The 15,786-nt window shown below is 69.6% G+C and carries 14 protein-coding genes; 9 read left to right on the top strand and 5 right to left on the bottom strand.

Annotation, left to right across the window (positions count from 1 at the left end; genetic code table 11):
• From OXS49_RS09735 to OXS49_RS09725, 3 genes are all read left to right on the top strand, one after another.
• Positions 1–823: porin family protein (locus OXS49_RS09735; protein WP_267423776.1), on the top strand; the 823-nt coding region annotated here is incomplete at its 5' end.
• 264 nt (positions 824–1,087) lie between these two features.
• Positions 1,088–1,951, top strand: coding sequence for an outer membrane beta-barrel protein (locus OXS49_RS09730; RefSeq protein WP_244003436.1), 864 nt, complete (start codon positions 1,088–1,090; stop codon positions 1,949–1,951).
• Between the two features lie 41 nt (positions 1,952–1,992).
• Positions 1,993–2,235, top strand: a complete 243-nt coding sequence (locus OXS49_RS09725) for a hypothetical protein (RefSeq protein ID WP_267423775.1) — start codon at positions 1,993–1,995, stop codon at positions 2,233–2,235.
• 258 nt (positions 2,236–2,493) lie between these two features.
• Here the strand turns inward: OXS49_RS09725 and OXS49_RS09720 are convergent, their stop codons facing one another.
• Positions 2,494–3,042: an HNH endonuclease gene (locus OXS49_RS09720; RefSeq protein WP_243917628.1), complete on the bottom strand. Its 549-nt coding sequence runs from the start codon at positions 3,040–3,042 to the stop codon at positions 2,494–2,496.
• Between the two features lie 545 nt (positions 3,043–3,587).
• On the opposite strand from OXS49_RS09720, the gene OXS49_RS09715 reads away from it, so the two are divergent.
• The gene (locus tag OXS49_RS09715; protein WP_244003441.1) at positions 3,588–6,299 is read left to right on the top strand and encodes a DUF3772 domain-containing protein; all 2,712 of its coding nucleotides are present in this window, start codon (positions 3,588–3,590) and stop codon (positions 6,297–6,299) included.
• A gap of 41 nt (positions 6,300–6,340) precedes the next feature.
• Here the strand turns inward: OXS49_RS09715 and OXS49_RS09710 are convergent, their stop codons facing one another.
• Both OXS49_RS09710 and OXS49_RS09705 read right to left on the bottom strand, forming a co-directional pair.
• Positions 6,341–6,715, bottom strand: a complete 375-nt coding sequence (locus OXS49_RS09710; protein WP_244003443.1) for a hypothetical protein — start codon at positions 6,713–6,715, stop codon at positions 6,341–6,343.
• Entirely contained in the window at positions 6,712–7,053 is a 342-nt protein-coding gene (locus OXS49_RS09705) for a DUF6516 family protein (RefSeq protein ID WP_267423774.1), read from the bottom strand. Before OXS49_RS09705 ends, OXS49_RS09710 begins: the two co-directional genes overlap by 4 nt.
• A 148-nt stretch (positions 7,054–7,201) precedes the next feature.
• Here OXS49_RS09705 and OXS49_RS09700 point away from each other — a divergent pair, with 148 nt between their 5' ends.
• Both OXS49_RS09700 and OXS49_RS09695 read left to right on the top strand, forming a co-directional pair.
• Positions 7,202–7,666, top strand: coding sequence for a CAP domain-containing protein (locus OXS49_RS09700; RefSeq protein WP_267423781.1), 465 nt, complete (start codon positions 7,202–7,204; stop codon positions 7,664–7,666).
• 341 nt (positions 7,667–8,007) lie between these two features.
• A complete protein-coding gene (locus OXS49_RS09695; protein WP_267423780.1) occupies positions 8,008–9,777 on the top strand; it encodes a glucan ABC transporter ATP-binding protein/ permease in 1,770 nt (589 codons plus the stop codon).
• A 578-nt stretch (positions 9,778–10,355) separates the two neighbouring features.
• Here OXS49_RS09695 and OXS49_RS09690 read toward each other — a convergent pair.
• Entirely contained in the window at positions 10,356–11,243 is an 888-nt protein-coding gene (locus OXS49_RS09690; protein ID WP_267423773.1) for an alpha/beta hydrolase, read from the bottom strand.
• Complete coding sequence (locus OXS49_RS09685; protein ID WP_244003458.1) at positions 11,222–12,094, bottom strand: YihY/virulence factor BrkB family protein; 873 nt, start codon at positions 12,092–12,094, stop codon at positions 11,222–11,224. Before OXS49_RS09685 ends, OXS49_RS09690 begins: the two co-directional genes overlap by 22 nt.
• Before the next feature lie 269 nt (positions 12,095–12,363).
• On the opposite strand from OXS49_RS09685, the gene OXS49_RS09680 reads away from it, so the two are divergent.
• The 3 genes from OXS49_RS09680 to OXS49_RS09670 all read left to right on the top strand — a co-directional run bounded on the left by OXS49_RS09680 (position 12,364) and on the right by OXS49_RS09670 (position 15,325).
• Positions 12,364–13,254, top strand: a complete 891-nt coding sequence (locus OXS49_RS09680) for a DMT family transporter (RefSeq protein ID WP_244003449.1) — start codon at positions 12,364–12,366, stop codon at positions 13,252–13,254.
• A gap of 235 nt (positions 13,255–13,489) precedes the next feature.
• Positions 13,490–15,040: an FAD-dependent oxidoreductase gene (locus OXS49_RS09675; RefSeq protein ID WP_244003451.1), complete on the top strand. Its 1,551-nt coding sequence runs from the start codon at positions 13,490–13,492 to the stop codon at positions 15,038–15,040.
• Between the two features lie 78 nt (positions 15,041–15,118).
• The gene (locus tag OXS49_RS09670) at positions 15,119–15,325 is read left to right on the top strand and encodes a hypothetical protein (RefSeq protein ID WP_243917642.1); all 207 of its coding nucleotides are present in this window, start codon (positions 15,119–15,121) and stop codon (positions 15,323–15,325) included.
• Positions 15,326–15,786 lie beyond the last annotated feature (461 nt).

Here is a 15,786-nt window from a genome sequence, read left to right as displayed (position 1 = left end):
CAGCGTCTACACCCGCCCGAAGTACAGCGAGGCCTACGATTACACCGGCTACCCGGACGCCAACCGCTCCTTCGGCAACGTGATCGGCGGCGGCGGCTTCGCGGGCGTCGGCGTCGGCTACCAGTTCACCCCGTTCCTCCGCGGCGACATCACCGGTGAGTATCGCTACGCCACCGGCCTGCGCGGCAGCGAGTACTACCGCGGCCCGGACTACGATGACGGCCTCGGCTCCTACGGCGTCAACAAGTCGAGCGGCAACTTCGACTCCGCCGTCGTACTCGCCAACGCGTATTTCGACCTCGGCACGTGGTACGGCATCACGCCGTTCATCGGCGGCGGCGTCGGCTACGCCTTCAACCACATCTCGTCCTACTCGACCAACCAGCAGTTCACGAGCCCGACCTACGGCTACGATTACGGCAACCCGGTCTATGGCTGCGATTGCGGCGCGCCCTCCTACAACTACAAGCCGGTCTACGACGCGAACGGCAACGCGGTCTACAACACCAACAGCGGCAGCAAGTTCTACAAGGACAAGTCGAGCGGCAGCTTCGCCTGGGCGCTCCATGCCGGCCTCGCCTACAACGTGACCGACGCGCTGAAGATCGAGTTGGCCTACCGGTACCTGAACCTCGGCAAGGCCGAGACCGGCGCCGGCTACGTGCCGTGCTGCACCGGCAGCCTCCAGGCGATCAAGGTGAAGGACATCGAGGCGCACGACGTGAAGATCGGCCTGCGCTACTACCTCGGCGGCATCGTGGCGGCGCCGCTGCCGCCGCTGATGCCGGAGCCGATCCCCGGCCCGCTGGTGCGCAAGTACTGATCGCACCCCGATCTCATCACCGGACGGCGACGGCGCGGATGCCCTCCGCGCCGTTTCGCGTTTCGGTGCTGCCGTGCGGGCCGCGGATGCAGCCGAAGACATATCCGATGCCGATCGATGTCGTCCGAGAGACCGCTGACAACAGTGATAGATCAGCATTGCAACCTGGAAACTCGTTTCGATCAACGGATGATTAAGGTTACTCGACTACCACGGAGTTGAGGCTCGATCCGCCGCTTGTCACTCAGTTCCAGGACGATCCCGATGCGTACCGTCACCTTTCCGCTGCTGGCGGTTCTCGGTCTCTGCGGCGTCAACACCGCCCGGGCTGCAGACCTGGATTACGATTACCTGCGCGGTGCCGATTACGATCCGATTCCGGCCCCGGTCCGGGTGATCGACTGGAGCGGCGTGTATGTCGGCGGCCATGGCGGCTACACCTCGGCGGCGCTCGGGTTCAAGAACGCGCTCTCGCCGATGGTCTACGAGCGCTCGCACAACTCGACCGCCGAGTCGGATTTCGGTGCCTCGGCCCTGCTGAGCCCGCCATCGCGGCGCGTCGGCTCCGCGAGCTTCGGTGGCTATGTCGGCTACAACGTCCAGTACGACAGCTTCGTGTTCGGCATCGAGGGCGACTACACGAATTTCGGCCGCTTGGGCTCTTCCTCCGACAGTATCGGTCGCACCAAGACCAATTCGCTGGGTCTGCAGGAGACTCTCAACCTGAACGGGACCTCCGCAACGCGGATCACCGATTACGGGACGTTGCGGGCCCGTCTCGGCTACGCCATCGACAGCCTCATGCCGTACGTCACGGGCGGCGTCGCGATCGGCCGCGCCCGCGTCGCGGACTCGCTCAGCTACTCCGATTCCGGCTTCGACGTCAGCGCGTACAACGCCAGCTTGGCCGGGACGAGCACCTTCGTCAATCAGTTCAGAGCCACGTACAACGATCAGCGGTCGCGGACGAAGGTCGTCGCTGGCGTCGCGCTGGGGGCCGGCATCGAATACGCGATCACGCCGAACATCCTCCTGCGCGCCGAGTATCAGTACGTGCTGTTCGACAGCTTCGACGGGCACAAGGTCAACCTGAACACCGTCCGCGCCGGCGCGGCCATCAAGTTCTGATACGGCACGGTCTGGTCTTGGTTGTCGGCGGGAGCCTGTTCATGCGTGGTCGTCGCTGTCTCGCGGTCGCCGCGGCCCTGCTCGTCGCAGGGCCCGTCCTGGCGTCCCCCGTGGCCTGGCCCGGGGATCGGCCCGAGCCGCGCGTCATCCGCCACCGGGTCCGGGTGCGGCTCGTTCCGGTGGTCCCGGTCGTCCCGCCGCCCGTGCTGGTGCGGGACTACCTGCCGCGCAACCACAACGTCCCGATGTACAACGAGCCGCCCCGCTTCACGCCGGCTTGGTGAGGCGGGCCGCCGGGGACGCCATGAGCCGACCGGCCGAGTTGCTGGCTGCGACGTGTGTCCGGCCTGTCATCGCCGGGTTCGGCCGGGACATCCGGGGCCTTGCGCACGGACTCGATCACCGCCTGTACGTCTGCTCGCGCCGCACGCTCCTCCAAATGGCGTGTTGATGCTGGGCGGCTCGATGCGTGTCGACGCGTCCGGTGGCGAAGGTTTCCATGGTGACGCTCTGCAGGCAATACGCAATCGGCAATGCCCGCCTCAGCTCTCCAGCTCGCTGTCCCAGTACAGGTAGTCGAGCCACGTGTGGTGATACTGCTTGTGGTCGAATTCCGGCTGGCGGTGGTGCAGTTCGTAGCGGGTCGGTCGCCGGGGCTCGATCGCCAGCGGCATGTCGGCCTCGGCCGGGGTGCGGTTGGCCTTGCGGAGGTTGCAGGGCGAGCAGGCCGCCACGACGTTCTCCCAGCTCGACAGGCCGCCCCGGGAGCGCGGCACCACGTGGTCGAAGGTCAGGCCCCCCGAGGGCAGCCGCAGGCCGCAATACTGGCAGCTGAAGCCGTCGCGCAGGTAGATGTTGTAGCGGGTGAAGGCCGGGCTGCGGGCGAGCGCCACATAGTTCTTCAGCGCCACCACGCTGGGCACCCGCAGCGACCGCGAGGGCGAGCGCGCTTCGACGTCGTAGCTCGCCACCAGGGTGACCCGGTCGAGGAACAGGGCCGTGAAGGCGTCCTTCCACGACCAGAGGGAGAGCGGATTATACGAGAGCGGCCGATAATCCGCGTTGAGGACGAGGGTTTGGAGATCCATCATCGGCGCGACTCTTCAACACTAGCTCTGACGCGGATAACGCGCGGGACCGGGCCGACGCCTCACCGGTCCGTCCGAACCGGCCGGAAGCCGATGTCGGGCGGGCCGGCGCACGGGGCGGCGACCTGGGGGGAGCGGCGGAGGGAGCAACAGGGCGGCGGGCCGGCGCGTGGGGGCGCCAGTCGGGGCGATCAGATCCGGAACGCGGCCGGGCCGAGCCGGCACGATCGCCGGCCAAGCCCTTTCGCGTGATGACGAAAAGGCCCTGTCCATGAGGGGTTCATGTAATCCCAGCATGACGCCCTTGTGAAGCTTTTCCGGGCAGGCCCTGGGGACGCACCCACCCGATGCCTCCGAATGCCATCCTCGGGCCAAGCCCCCCGGGGGGCACCCGCCGGATCCGGCGCAGGGTGGGCAGGGGCACGGTTTCGCCCTATTGCTCCCGCAGAGCGCGGGGCTGCCAGGGACCGCCCGGTCCCCTAATCGCCGCCGATTCGCCGATGCCGGATGCCGACCGTGCGTCCGGCGCGCCCGACGCGAGGTCGCCCATGACGCGTACGCCCGAGCGTACCTGCACGCTGGATCGCGGCGCGCGCCCGTCCCGCCTGCCCGCCCTGTTTGCCGCACTGATGCTCGGCCTGGCCGCCGCATCCCCGCCAGCCTGTGCCGAGACGCCCACCCCGACGCCGGCTCAGGCCCCCGCCCAGGCTCAGGCGCCTGCCGGCAAGCCTGCGGAGGCCAAGCCTGCGGAGACCAAGCCTGCGGAGACCAAGCCCGCGGAGACCACGCCCGCTGGGGCCAAACCGACCGCGGCCAAGCCCGCCCCGGTCCAGGCGGACGTCCCCGAGCAGTACAAGGCGGTTCGGGCCAAGCTCGACGCCGCCAAGTCCGAACTCGACGCCCGCGAGAAACAGCTCGGCCATACCGACCTGACGGTGGCCGATCTCACCGCCATCCGCGACAGCGCCGCCACGGTCACCGACGAGATCCGCGGCCTCGTCACGCGGCTCGACGGCCCCCTCGAGGCCGCCCGCGAGCGGCTGACCCAGCTCGGACCGAAGCCCAAGGACACGCAGGAGAGCCCGGAGGTCGCCGAGCAGCGCGCCGAGCGCGAGGCCGCGGTCACCCGGATCGACGAGACCCAGCGGCTGGCCCGCTCCCTGGTGGTCCAGGGTGACCAGATCGTCGACCGCGTCTCGAATCGCCGCCGCGAATCCTTCACCCGCGACCTGCTCCAGCGCTCCCAGCCGCTGATCGGCCCCGGCCTCTGGGCCAAGGTGATGGCCGACGTGCCGCGCGATACCCGCGCGCTGCAGAGCGCGGTGTCCGATATCGGCCTCCTGTTCTCCCGCAACGGCAGCCTCACCAACCTGCTGTTCCTGGGGCTCGCCTTCGGGATCTCGGTGGCGCTGTATTTCGGGCGGCGCAACATCGCGCCCCGGGGCGCCCACCGGGACGTGGGCACGACCGATCCGTCGCGGCGCGCGCGCCTGCTCGCCGCCTGGCGGGTGATCCTGCTCGGGACGGTGCCGGCGGTGGCGGGGTCCTACGCGGTCTATTACGCGCTCGATGCCACCAACCTCCTGCCGTCCCGGCTCCTGCCGGTGGCGGCCGCGATCTCCGGGGGGCTCGCCTTCATCGCCTTCGCGGAGGCGCTCTGCGACGGGCTGCTGAGCCCGGAAAAGCCCGCTTGGCGTCCCGCCCCCGTGGGCGACGCGGCGGCCACGCGCCTGACGCGGCTCGCGGTCGGCATCGCCACGGTGGTGACGGTGGTGAAGTCCGTGGAAGCCTTGAATTCCGGGATCTCGGCCGCGCTGCCGATCTCCATCGCGACGCGCGGCCTCGGCGCCGTGGCGACCGCCCTGATCCTGGCGATCGGACTGCACCGCTTCGCCGATACCGAGCAGGAGGAAGAGGCCTGCTTCGGCCCCTACGTGCCGACCAAATCGACCACGAGCATCGGCGGTCCCGCCCGCCTCCTCGGCTGGGCCGCCGTGGCGGTGATCGGGCTCGGCGCGCTGGTGGGCTACGTCGCCTTCGCGACCTTCCTGATCGATCAGCTGATCTGGGCCGCCTGCATCCTGGTGCTGCTCTACCTGCTGGTGCAGAGCGTCGACATCTTCATCGGCCGCGCGCTCTCCGACGAGACCCGGCTCGCTACCACGCTCCAGGCCAATACCGGCCTGCGCAAGCGCTCGCTGAACCAGATCTCGGTCCTCGCGACCGGAGGCGCCCGGGTCGTGCTGTTTCTGGTGGCGGCCCTGCTGGTGCTGGCGCCCTGGGGGCTCGATTCGACCGACATCGTCTCCTCGGTCCGGCAGGCCTTCTTCGGCTTCAAGGTCGGCGACGTCACGATCTCGTTGTCCAGCATCGCGTTGGGGATCGGGATCCTGGCGGTCGGCGTGTTCATCACCAAGGGCGTGCAGCGCTGGCTGGAGAACACCTACCTGCCGGCCACCGACCTCGACGCCGGCCTGCGCAACTCGATCACCACGGTGGCGGGCTATTGCGGCTTCCTGCTCGCGCTGGCGCTCGCCTTCTCGTATCTGGGCCTGAGCCTGGAAAAGCTCACCCTGGTGGCCGGCGCCCTGTCGGTCGGTATCGGTTTCGGCCTCCAGTCGATCGTCAACAACTTCGTCTCGGGCCTGCTGCTCCTGTGGGAGCGGCCGATCCGGGTCGGCGATCAGGTGGTGATCGGTGATTCCGAGGGTATCGTGAAGCGGATCTCGGTGCGCTCCACCGAGATCCAGACCTTCGACCGCTCGGCCGTGATCGTGCCGAACTCCAACCTGATCTCCGGCGTGGTGAAGAACCGGGTGCGGGGCGACCGCTCGGGTCGGGTGAGCATCACGGTCAGCGTCCTGCGCAACCAGGACCCGGTGCGGGCCGCCGAGATGATCACGGCCTGCGCGACGGCCCACGCCGACGTGCTGAAGGAGCCCGCGCCCCGGGTGGTGTTCAAGAAGATCGGCGACCCGTTCCTCGAATTCGAGCTGCTGGTCTGGATCACCGACGTCAGCCTCGGCCAGAAGGTGCTGACCGACCTGAATTTTTCCGTGTTCGCGACCCTCTGCGAGGCGGGCTTCATCCCGCCGCTCGGCCCCGGCTCCAGCATCGTGACCGTGCAGGGCCTCGACTCGATGCAGACCGCCATGGGCGAGATCGCCAGCCGGTTCGGGCTGGCGGCGCCGGCTTCCGGGACCGAAGAGGAGCCGGCCCGGGCGCCGCGCGACCGCGGCTTGCGGAGCGCCGGGGGCTGAGGCGACGAACCCCGGGCTCTGCCTTCAGGAGGAGGGCGCCCCTACGGGCGCGCCCGGGCAGGCCTCAGGTCGAGATGCGCACACGCGCCCTCGGCGGCGAGCATCACCCGTGTCCCGGTCCGCTTCAGCAGGCCCGCCTTCTCCAGAGCCGCCACGTCGTCGTGAACGCGTCGGTAATTCCGGCCGAGCGAGCCGGCCAGCGCGGTGATCGAGTCGGCCGGCCCTGCCGCCAGGGCCTCCAGCACCGCGATGCGGGCCGTCGAGAAGGTCTTAAGGAAGGTCGCCCAGTTCTCGAAGGTGACGACGCGTTCCGGCTCCACGGCTTCGCCCGCCTCCGCACGCCGCACCGCCGAGAGGAAACGCCCCCGCATATCCTCCACCGATCCGCCGATGACGACGGTCACTTCATCGCTCATCGATCACCTCCGCGCAGCACGCCGACCTCGGTCAGGAAGTCATCCAGCAGCGTCTCGAACGTCGTGAACAGGTAGGGCGTTTCCTCCGCACCGCGATGGACGTGATCACCCTTCCCCGCCTCATTGTCGTAAGCCAGGATCCGCTGACCCTCACCACCGTAGAACAGCGAATATTTGAAGCCGTGCACTGAACCACGCACCCGGTCGGGAGGCTGAAGTTCCCACAGTTTGAGCTGAAGGATCATACCATCCGCGAAGACCCTCTTGTCATCGAGCAGGAGCCGCGCGCGTGCCATGGAAGACGAAAAAGCCTCGGACGTTATGACACCGAACGTCATATCACGTCGAGCCAGTGATTCTGCAGCGCGGATGCAGGCGGGTCCGACAAGGCCTATATGGCTCCGGCAACCGAGCCGGCTGCCGGGGTGGGGACCAGGAAACGTGGGCGCACGACACACGAGACGGACTCTGCCGCGGGTGCTCTGCCTGCCGGCGCTTGCGCTTCTCGGCGCCTGCACCGCCCAGGCGCCGGCCTCCTCGGCGCTGCCGAGCATCTATCTGCCGCTCGCCAACACCAGCGCGCATATCGATATCGAGGCGGCCCGCGACATGATTTCGTCGTACCGCCGCAACCGCGGCGCGGCGCCGCTCACCGTCGACCCGGAATTGCAGCGGCTGGCCGAGGCCGAGGCGGCCTCGATGGCGCTGGCTGACCGGCCGAGCCGGGCTCAGACCGTCAAGGCCGCGGTGGAGCGGCTCGGCTACGCGGACGTGAACGCCAACCTCTCGGCGGGCTACCACACCCTGGCGGAGGCCTTTTCCGGCTGGCGCGACAGTCCCCCGCACAACGCCACGATGCTCGACCCGAAGGCGACCAAGATGGGGATCGCCACCGCCTACGCGCCGGGCTCGAAGTATAAGGTCTACTGGGCGCTGCTCACCGCCAAGTAGCGTCGCCCATCGTAGCGTCGCCCATCGGGCGGCCCCGTCCCGTTCGGGACCGGCAGCGCCGCCCGGAGCAGCGTGACCGTCACCCGCCGGCCGGCTTGTCGGGACCGGGAACGGCCGAGTAACCCTCGAGATTAGGGGACCTTGCTGAACGAACAGTAAGGGCGGATGTTTCCAACCTGTATCGATCCGTCATCGCGCGTTCAGGCAGAACCTGGCATACGCCTGTCGTACGAGGGGTTTGACGGCAGAGGCGGCGACGCCGCCGGCCAAGCGACCTTCTTTAAGAGACGGCGCAGGACCCGGGTCACACGGGCCGCGCCAGGGGTGGCGGAGCGGTCGTGATGGTTCGTCTGTACGGGCGGGTCCTGGGATTCCTGAAGGCGGAGCGGCGGCTGGCGATCGGCTTGGCCGCCACCAACGTCGTGCTGGCGGTGGCGGCCTTCGCCGAACCGCTGCTGATGGGCCGGATCATCGACCAGCTGACCCATCTCAAGCGCGGCGGCGACGCCATGGGCACGATGCTGCCCCTGCTCGCCGCCTGGGTGGCGTTCGGGTTCTTCACCATCGCGGCGGGCGTGTTCATCGCGCTCCACGCCGACCGGCTGGCCCACCGCAACCGCCTGTCCTCGATGGCGAGCTACTTCGAGCACGTGCTCGACCTGCCGCTCGCCTTCCACTCGGCCAACCATTCCGGCCGGGTGCTGAAGGCGATGCTGGAGGGCACCAACGGCATGGCCTGGCTGTGGCTCGGCTTCTTCCGCGACCATCTGGTCGCCCTGGTCTCGCTGGGCGTGCTCCTGCCGATGACCCTGTTGATCAACTGGCAGCTCGGCTCGATCCTGGTGGTGCTGGTGCTCGCCTTCACGGCGCTGACCACCTTCGTGATGCGCCGGACCGAGACGCTGCAGTGTCAGGTCGAGGAATTCAATTCGGGGCTGGCCGCCCACGCCTCGGACGCGCTCGGCAACGTCGCGGTGATCCAGTCCTTCACCCGCGCCAAGGCCGAGAAGGACGCGATGCGCGGCATCATCACCAATCTGCTGGCCGCGCAGATCCCGGTCCTGTCCTGGTGGGCGCTCGCCAACGTGGCGACCCGGGCGTCCGCGACCATCACCATGACGGCGATCTTCGTCACCGGCATCTGGCTGTATCAGGCCGGCACCACCACGGTGGGCGAGGTCGTGGCCTTCATGAGCCTCGCCACCGCCTTCGTGGCGCGCCTCGACCACGTGGTCGGCTTCGTCAACGGCCTGTTCCAGCAGGCGCCGAAGATCGCGGAGTTCTTCGAGATCTACGACACCGTCCCGGCGGTGGCCGACCGGCCGCAGGCCCGGCAGGTGGCGCGGTTCGAGGGCGCGGTCACCTTCGACGATGTCGCCTTCTCGTACGATGGCCGCCGCCGGGCGCTGGACGGCGTGTCCTTCTCGGCGCGCCCCGGCGAGACGATCGCGCTGGTCGGCACCACCGGCTCGGGCAAGTCGACGACGCTGGGCCTCCTGCACCGCAGCTTCGACCCGTCCGCCGGTTCGATCCGGATCGACGGAATGGACATCCGCGACGTCGGCCTGTCGAGCCTGCGCCACAACATCGGCGTGGTGTTCCAAGAGCCGATGCTGTTCGCCCGCTCGATCCGCGAGAACCTGCAGGTCGGCTGTCCCGACGCCACGGATGCCGAGATGCTCGACGCGCTGGAGCGGGCCCAGGCCAGCACCTTCATGGCGCGCCAGTCCGCCGGCCTCGACACGGTGATCGGCGAGCGCGGCCGGTCGCTCTCGGGGGGCGAGCGCCAGCGGCTCTCGATCGCCCGTGCGCTCCTGAAGAACCCGCCGATCCTGATCCTCGACGAGGCGACCTCGGCGCTCGACGCGGCCACCGAGCGCAAGCTCCAGGGCGCGCTGGAGACCGTGATGGAAGGGCGGACCACCTTCGTGATCGCCCACCGTCTGGCGACGATCCGCGACGCCGACCGGATCCTGGTGTTCCACGAGGGCCGGATCGTCGAGGCCGGCACCTTCGACCAGCTGGTGGCGCAGGATGGCCGCTTCGCCGAGCTCGCCCGGGCGCAGTTCATGGCGGCCGAGACCGAGGAAGGGCTGGCGCTGGCCGCGTGAGGAGGGGCCGGCGCCGGCTACAAGCCCCGCATGTCAGGGTGATGCGCAGGTCCCCTCTCCTGAAGGGAGAGGGTTGGGGTGAGGGACGAGAAGCTTCAGAACGCGAGCGCTCTCCGACGAAGTGGGCACCGGTTCGGCGCAAGAGAGCGCGTCACAACAAGAGCTGAGAGCCGCGCGCGACTGCAGCGCGATCGGTACACGACAATTGTCTTCCGCCTGGGTCGGCAAGCGCGACCTGCCCCCTCTCCCGAGCGGGAGAGGGTTGGGGTGAGGGTCGAGAACTCTCAAAATCGAGCGCACCTTGAAGCCCTGACAAGGCATGCCTCTTCCGGACTCTTCTCATGCCTCACCCGGCTTTCTGCGAAAGCAGACCTCTCCCGCACGGGAGAGGGGACCCGCGCCCTATTTGGCGACGGTGGCGTCACTGTCGTGTACCGTGCTGCAACGCGATCGGGTACGGCTCTCAGCGCCCGCGAAGCTCGTCGATGATGCGTCTCCTTCGGAGAGGTTCCACCCCTCACCCTGTCCCTCTCCCTTCAGGAGAGGGGACCCGCGCCTCATCCCGCCTCCGGCGTGGCTCACACCCACCCGATGCGCTTGAAGAACCCCGCGATCTCCTCCGCCGCCCGGTCGGGATCCTCCCGATGCGGGAAGTGCCCCACCCCCGGGAACGGCGCCAGATCGAGATCCGAAAACGTCTCGCCCAGGCGGTCGGTCCAGGCGTAGGGGAAGATCGGGTCGTGCTCGGCCCAGCGCACGCAGGTCGGCACGCCGATCGGCGGCAGGGGCGGGGCCTCACCCTTGAGCATCGCCACCCGTCCGGCATGGGCCGCCCGGTAATGCGCGAAGCCGCCCGCGAGGTTTCCGGGCTTCCAATACGCGTCCACGAAGGCGTCGAGCACCGGATCGAACGCGTCCTTGCGGTGCGACCAGTGCCGCAGGAAGTGCCCGATATAGGCGGCGCAGCTCTCGCGGCTGGCACCGACCAGCTGGACCGCCAGATCCATCTGGTTGAACGACTGGTACCAGATCTCGGTGAGCCGGTCCGGCGCGGCGAGGCGGGGGCCGATCCCCGGATACACGAAATCGAACAGGACCAGGCCGGCGCAGCGCTCCGGATTGGCCCGGGCGAGCGCCTGGATCACTGCCCCGCCGACATCGTGGCCGACGATGCCGGCCCGCGCGATCCCGAGCGCGTCGAGCAGCGCCACCATGTCGGCGGCGTGGTCGGCCGGCCCGAAGGGACCCGCCGGCGTGTCGCTGTCGCCGAAGCCGCGCAGATCCGGGGCGATCAGCGTGTGGCGGGACGCGAGGCGCGTCATCACGGGCTCCCAGGTCAGCCAGAATTCCGGCCAGCCGTGGAGCAGCAGCAGCGGCGAACCGGTGCCGCAGCGGGCGACGTGCAGGTCCGCAACGTGCAGGTCCGCGCCCGCGACGCGAACGGTCAGGTGTTCGACGCCGTCCATTTCCCCTCCATCTCGGCCCGGCGGGCCAGCATCTTCGCCTGCAACCGGCTGCGGCGGGCGGCGATCACCGTGCCGTTGATCTCGCCGCCGAACAGGAACATCGCGGCGAGCCAGTAGAGGAACACCAGGAACACCATCGCGGTGGCCAAGCCGCCGTAGGTCGACGCGTAGGCGTTGGAGAACCGGTCGAGATAATAGCCGAAGCCGAGGCCGGCGAAGAACCACAGGACCAGGGTCACCCCGATCCCCGGCAGCACCGACGGGATCGAGCGCCGCCCGGCTGCGACGAACTTGTGGGCGATGACCAGGATCACGGCCAGCAGCAGCGCGGTGATCCCGATCCGCCCGATCGCCACCGTCAGGCTCAGGGGCTCGAGCCCCGGCGCCACCAGCACGAGGGCGCGCCAGATCAGCGGCCCCAGCACCACGAGCAGCGCGAAGGCCAGCATCGCGAAGGCGCCGCAGATCACGTAGCCGATCGATTCGAGCCGGGTCAGCCACCAGGGCCGGCTCTCCCGCAGCCCGTAGGCCCGGTTCAGCCCGACCCGAAGGCTCTCGACCCCCGAAGAGGAAAAGTAGAGGGCGAACAGCGCGCCGAGCGTCAGCACGCCGCGGCGCTGCTCGGTCAGCACCCGGTGGACCTCGCCGACGATCGGCTTGGCGATCTCCCGGGGCCACGCGTCGAAGATCAGCACCCCGGCCTCGTCGGCGAGCGACTGGGTGCCGAACAGGCCGGCCAAGGCCGCCAGCAGGATCAGGAACGGGAACAGCGATGTGAGGGTCGAGAGCGCGATGTGGCTCGCGATCGCCCAGCCGTCGTGGGAGACGAAGCGCTGCGCCGCCACGCCCATGATCTGGAATCCGTTGCGGATGGGTTTCACGGTGTTCTGACGATCCTCTGGCGGAACGGCTCGCCGATGAACGGCTCGAGCCTTCTTGTGACGCGCGCTCATGCGCCGAGCTGGTATCCACCTCGATGGAGAGCGTTCCCGGCCGGCCGGTCAACGCAGCCGACGCGATCCGGTCCCGAACACGAACCGGTGACGCGCGGATGCCACGCCCCTGGGATGCGCCGGATCGCCGTTGCGACTCGCGGGCCGGATGCGCCTTAGATACCGCCATGCCGACATCCTCACGACCCCCGACGCGCGCGGCCAGCCTCCTCCCGGCCCTGTTCGTGCCGATCTGGGCGACCGGCTTCATCTCGGCCCGGGCGGTGGTGCCGCACGCGGATCCGCTGGGGTTCACGGCCGTGCGCTTCACGGCGGTCGCCCTGGTGCTGGCGGGGATCGCGCTGGCGGCGCGCGTGCGCTGGCCGGCGGACCGGGCGGGCTGGCGCGACCCGGTCGTCGCGGGCTTCCTGATGCAGGGCGTCTACCTGTCGAGCACGTTCTGGGCGGTGAGCCACGGCCTGCCGGCCGGGATCGCGGCCCTCGTCGGCAGCCTCCAGCCCCTGCTGACCGCGCTCCTGGCGCAGCCCCTGCTCGGCGAGCGGGTCAGCGCCCGGCGGGCACTGGGGATCCTGATGGGCTTCATCGGCGCGGGCCTCGTGCTGGCCCCGAAACTCGGCGCCGCCGATCCCTCGGGGATCCCGCCGCTCGCGCTGGCGGTCAGCTTCCTGGCCGTCCTGTCGCTGACCCTCGGCACCCTCTGGCAGAAGCGCACCGGCGGGCGGGTCGATCTGCTCGCCGGGGCCACGCTCCAGTTCGTCGGCGGCATGGCCTGTGCGATCCCCCTGGCGGTCGCCTTCGGCAGCGCGCGGTTCGAGTCCGTCGCGCCGGTCTGGCTCGGGCTCGCCTGGGCGGTCCTGATCAATTCGGTGGCCGGCATCCTGCTGCTGCTGGCGCTGATCCGGCGGGGGGCGGTGGCGGGGGTGGCGGCGCTGTTCTTCCTCGTCCCGCCGGTGGCGGCCGTGCTCGGCTACCTCCTGTTCGGCGAGGTGCTGACGCCGCTCCAGGGCGCCGGAATGGCGCTGGCCGCCCTGGGGGTCGCGGTAGCCAGCCGGGGCTGAGAGCCTTCGGCCCGGGTCCCGGGTTTCCAAAGGGCTTCAGCCCTTTGGCGGGTGCTCAGGGCAGAGCCCTGAGATGATGACCAAGGCTCCGCCCCGGACCCGCGAAAGGTCTCGACCTTTCGAAACCACGAGGTGGCGCTTCCCCTGCGACCGCAGGGCCCGGAAACCCTTCGCCGCCTCGCGGTTTGATGCGCGCGGGCCGCAGCGGCCCGAATCGGGACCGAGCGAGGCGCGCATGGATCAGGACAAGCCCCGCGAGATCCGCCTCGCCCTCGACGCGATCCCCCTCGGCGGCAAGGCCGAGGGCAAGGCGGGCGACGACGCGGTCCTGTTCGTGCGCGACGCCGACGGCGTGCGCGCCTTCCAGGCCAAGTGCCCGCATCTCGGCGCGCCGCTCGCCAAGGGCGAGATCTGCGGCGGACGGCTCTACTGCCCCTGGCACAAGGCCGCCTTCTCGGTCGCCGACGGCAGCCTGGAGGAGCCGCCGGCCCTCGAGCCCCTGACCCGCTATCCCGTGCGGATCGAGGGCGGCGAGGCGGTGGCGACGCTCACGCCCGAACCGGCCCCGGCCAAGCGCCCTGCCACCTCCATCGAGACCGTCCTGATCGTCGGCACCGGGGCGGCGGCGGCCGCCTGCGTGACGACCCTGCGGCGCGAGGGGTTTTCAGGCCGGATCACCATGGTCGGCCGCGAGGCGCATCCGCCCTACGACCGGACCAAGCTGTCCAAGCAGTTCCTGGCCAAGCCGACGCCGCCGGAGAAGACCCTGCTGGAGCCGGACTTTTCCTCGGCCCACGGGGTCGAGCGGATCGCGGCCGAGGCCACCCGGGTCGATCCGGCGACCCGCAGCGTCACCCTGGCGGACGGGCGCACCCTCACCGGCGACGCCCTGCTGATCGCCACCGGAAGCCGCGCAGCGGTGCCGGATTTCGAGGGCAAGGACCTCGACGGCGTGATGACCCTGCGCAGCCTCGACGACGCCGTGCGGCTCAGCGAGGCTGCCGAGCACGCCAAGCGCGTGGTGGTGATCGGGGCGGGCTTCATCGGTTTGGAGGCCGCGGCCTTCCTGACCAAGCGCGGTCTGTCGGTGACGGTCCTGTCCCGGGAGGAGATCCCCTTCGCCAAGCGCTTCGGCGAGGCCGTGGGGGCGGCGCTGAAGCAGTACCACGCGGGCAACGGCGTGACCTTCGTGACCGGCAGCGTCGCCCGGATCGCCGGCGATGGCCGCGTCACCGCGGTCGAGACCGAGGCGGGCGAAAACCTGCCGGCCGACCTCGTCCTGATCGGCGCCGGGGCCGCGCCGGAGACCGGGATCGTCGCCGGGGTGGAGCCGGACGAGACCGGAGGCCTTCGGGTCGGTGCGGACCTCATGCTCGCCGACCGGGTCTGGGTCGCGGGCGACATCGCGGCCTTCCCGGAGCAGGGCAGCGGGATGACCGCGCGGATCGAGCACTGGCGGCTCGCCCAGCAGCATGGCACGCACGCGGCCCGGGCGATCCTGGGCGCGCAGGGCGATTTCTCCGGCGCGCCGTTCTTCTGGAGCAACCAGGGCGACAAGCGCCTCGACTATGGCGGCTACGCGCCGGATTTCGAGCGGATCATCCTGCAGGGCGATCCGGCCGCCCTCGACTTCATCGCCTTCTATATCCGGGAGGGCCGCGCAGTGGCGGCCTGCAGCATCGGCCGCAACACGCCGTTCACGGCGTTCCTGCACCTGCTGGGCGAAGGCCGGGTGCCGAGCCCGGAGGCGATCGCGGGCGGTGCCGATTTGGCCGCACAGGTGTGATGGAACCGGCGCGCCCACCTGTGCCTTTCGGTTGACGCTGCCCGCCGTCCGACAAGCCGGGCCGAGCCGGGAGGCCCCATGAACCAGATCCTCGTCGTCGCCCTCATCTGCGCAGCCTCGGTCCAGGCTCCGGACTGCTCGCGCGACACCGCCATCGACGTGGTCACGGGCCCGGCCCACACCCTCCAGGAATGCCTGATCCAGGGCCCGGTGCTCGCCGCCAATGCCGGCTTCAAGGGCGAGGATGGCGCCTACCTGAAGACGCGCTGCGAGCAGAAGCGCTGAGCTTCGGCGGGAATTTCTAGAACCTGAGGGACCGAGCCTGCCGCGCGCCCTCCCTCTCCCCGCTGCGGGCTACAATGTTCACACAGCTGCGCCGGCGCTCTCTCCTCCCCTGGCGACCCCGGGCTTGCCCGGGATCGCTCAAGCTTGCGGGGAGGCGTTGGAGGTGGGGGTTGGTGCAGACGGTACCGCTGCGCCTCATCCTGAACCACCCCCACCCCTGGCCCCTCGCCGCAAGGGGGAGGGGAAAAGCGCTCTCTTTTTCAGAGCGTTGGTGTCGGACTGCGAAGTGTGAATCCACTAAGCAGACTTGCGTTGGCAAGCCAACGCTTCATCTGCTTAGCTCTTTGTTATGTCACAGGTTTTTGTCACAAAACCGGTGGCCACTTTTGCGAAACCTGCTTAGCCCCCCGCAGAGGGGGGAGGGAGAAGCCCGGGTCTGACGCCGTCCGGTTTCCAAGGAT

The organism is Methylobacterium sp. GC_Met_2, from assembly GCF_026540795.1.
Lineage (GTDB): Bacteria > Pseudomonadota > Alphaproteobacteria > Rhizobiales > Beijerinckiaceae > Methylobacterium.
The sequence above is the reverse complement of the archived record's forward strand: the minus strand, read 5'-3'. Positions and strand labels throughout refer to the sequence as shown.

Excerpts from the sequence above, each read along its gene's own strand:
- OXS49_RS09730 (WP_244003436.1), top strand. The coding sequence starts at position 1,088 with ATGCGTACCGTCACCTTTCCGCTGCTGGCGGTTCTCGGTCTCTGCGGC.
- OXS49_RS09725 (WP_267423775.1), top strand. The coding sequence starts at position 1,993 with ATGCGTGGTCGTCGCTGTCTCGCGGTCGCCGCGGCCCTGCTCGTCGCA.
- OXS49_RS09720 (WP_243917628.1), bottom strand. The coding sequence starts at position 3,042 with ATGATGGATCTCCAAACCCTCGTCCTCAACGCGGATTATCGGCCGCTC.
- OXS49_RS09715 (WP_244003441.1), top strand. The coding sequence starts at position 3,588 with ATGACGCGTACGCCCGAGCGTACCTGCACGCTGGATCGCGGCGCGCGC.
- OXS49_RS09710 (WP_244003443.1), bottom strand. The coding sequence starts at position 6,715 with ATGAGCGATGAAGTGACCGTCGTCATCGGCGGATCGGTGGAGGATATG.
- OXS49_RS09705 (WP_267423774.1), bottom strand. The coding sequence starts at position 7,053 with ATGACGTTCGGTGTCATAACGTCCGAGGCTTTTTCGTCTTCCATGGCA.
- OXS49_RS09695 (WP_267423780.1), top strand. The coding sequence starts at position 8,008 with ATGGTTCGTCTGTACGGGCGGGTCCTGGGATTCCTGAAGGCGGAGCGG.
- OXS49_RS09690 (WP_267423773.1), bottom strand. The coding sequence starts at position 11,243 with ATGGACGGCGTCGAACACCTGACCGTTCGCGTCGCGGGCGCGGACCTG.
- OXS49_RS09685 (WP_244003458.1), bottom strand. The coding sequence starts at position 12,094 with ATGGGCGTGGCGGCGCAGCGCTTCGTCTCCCACGACGGCTGGGCGATC.
- OXS49_RS09680 (WP_244003449.1), top strand. The coding sequence starts at position 12,364 with ATGCCGACATCCTCACGACCCCCGACGCGCGCGGCCAGCCTCCTCCCG.
- OXS49_RS09675 (WP_244003451.1), top strand. The coding sequence starts at position 13,490 with ATGGATCAGGACAAGCCCCGCGAGATCCGCCTCGCCCTCGACGCGATC.
- OXS49_RS09670 (WP_243917642.1), top strand. The coding sequence starts at position 15,119 with ATGAACCAGATCCTCGTCGTCGCCCTCATCTGCGCAGCCTCGGTCCAG.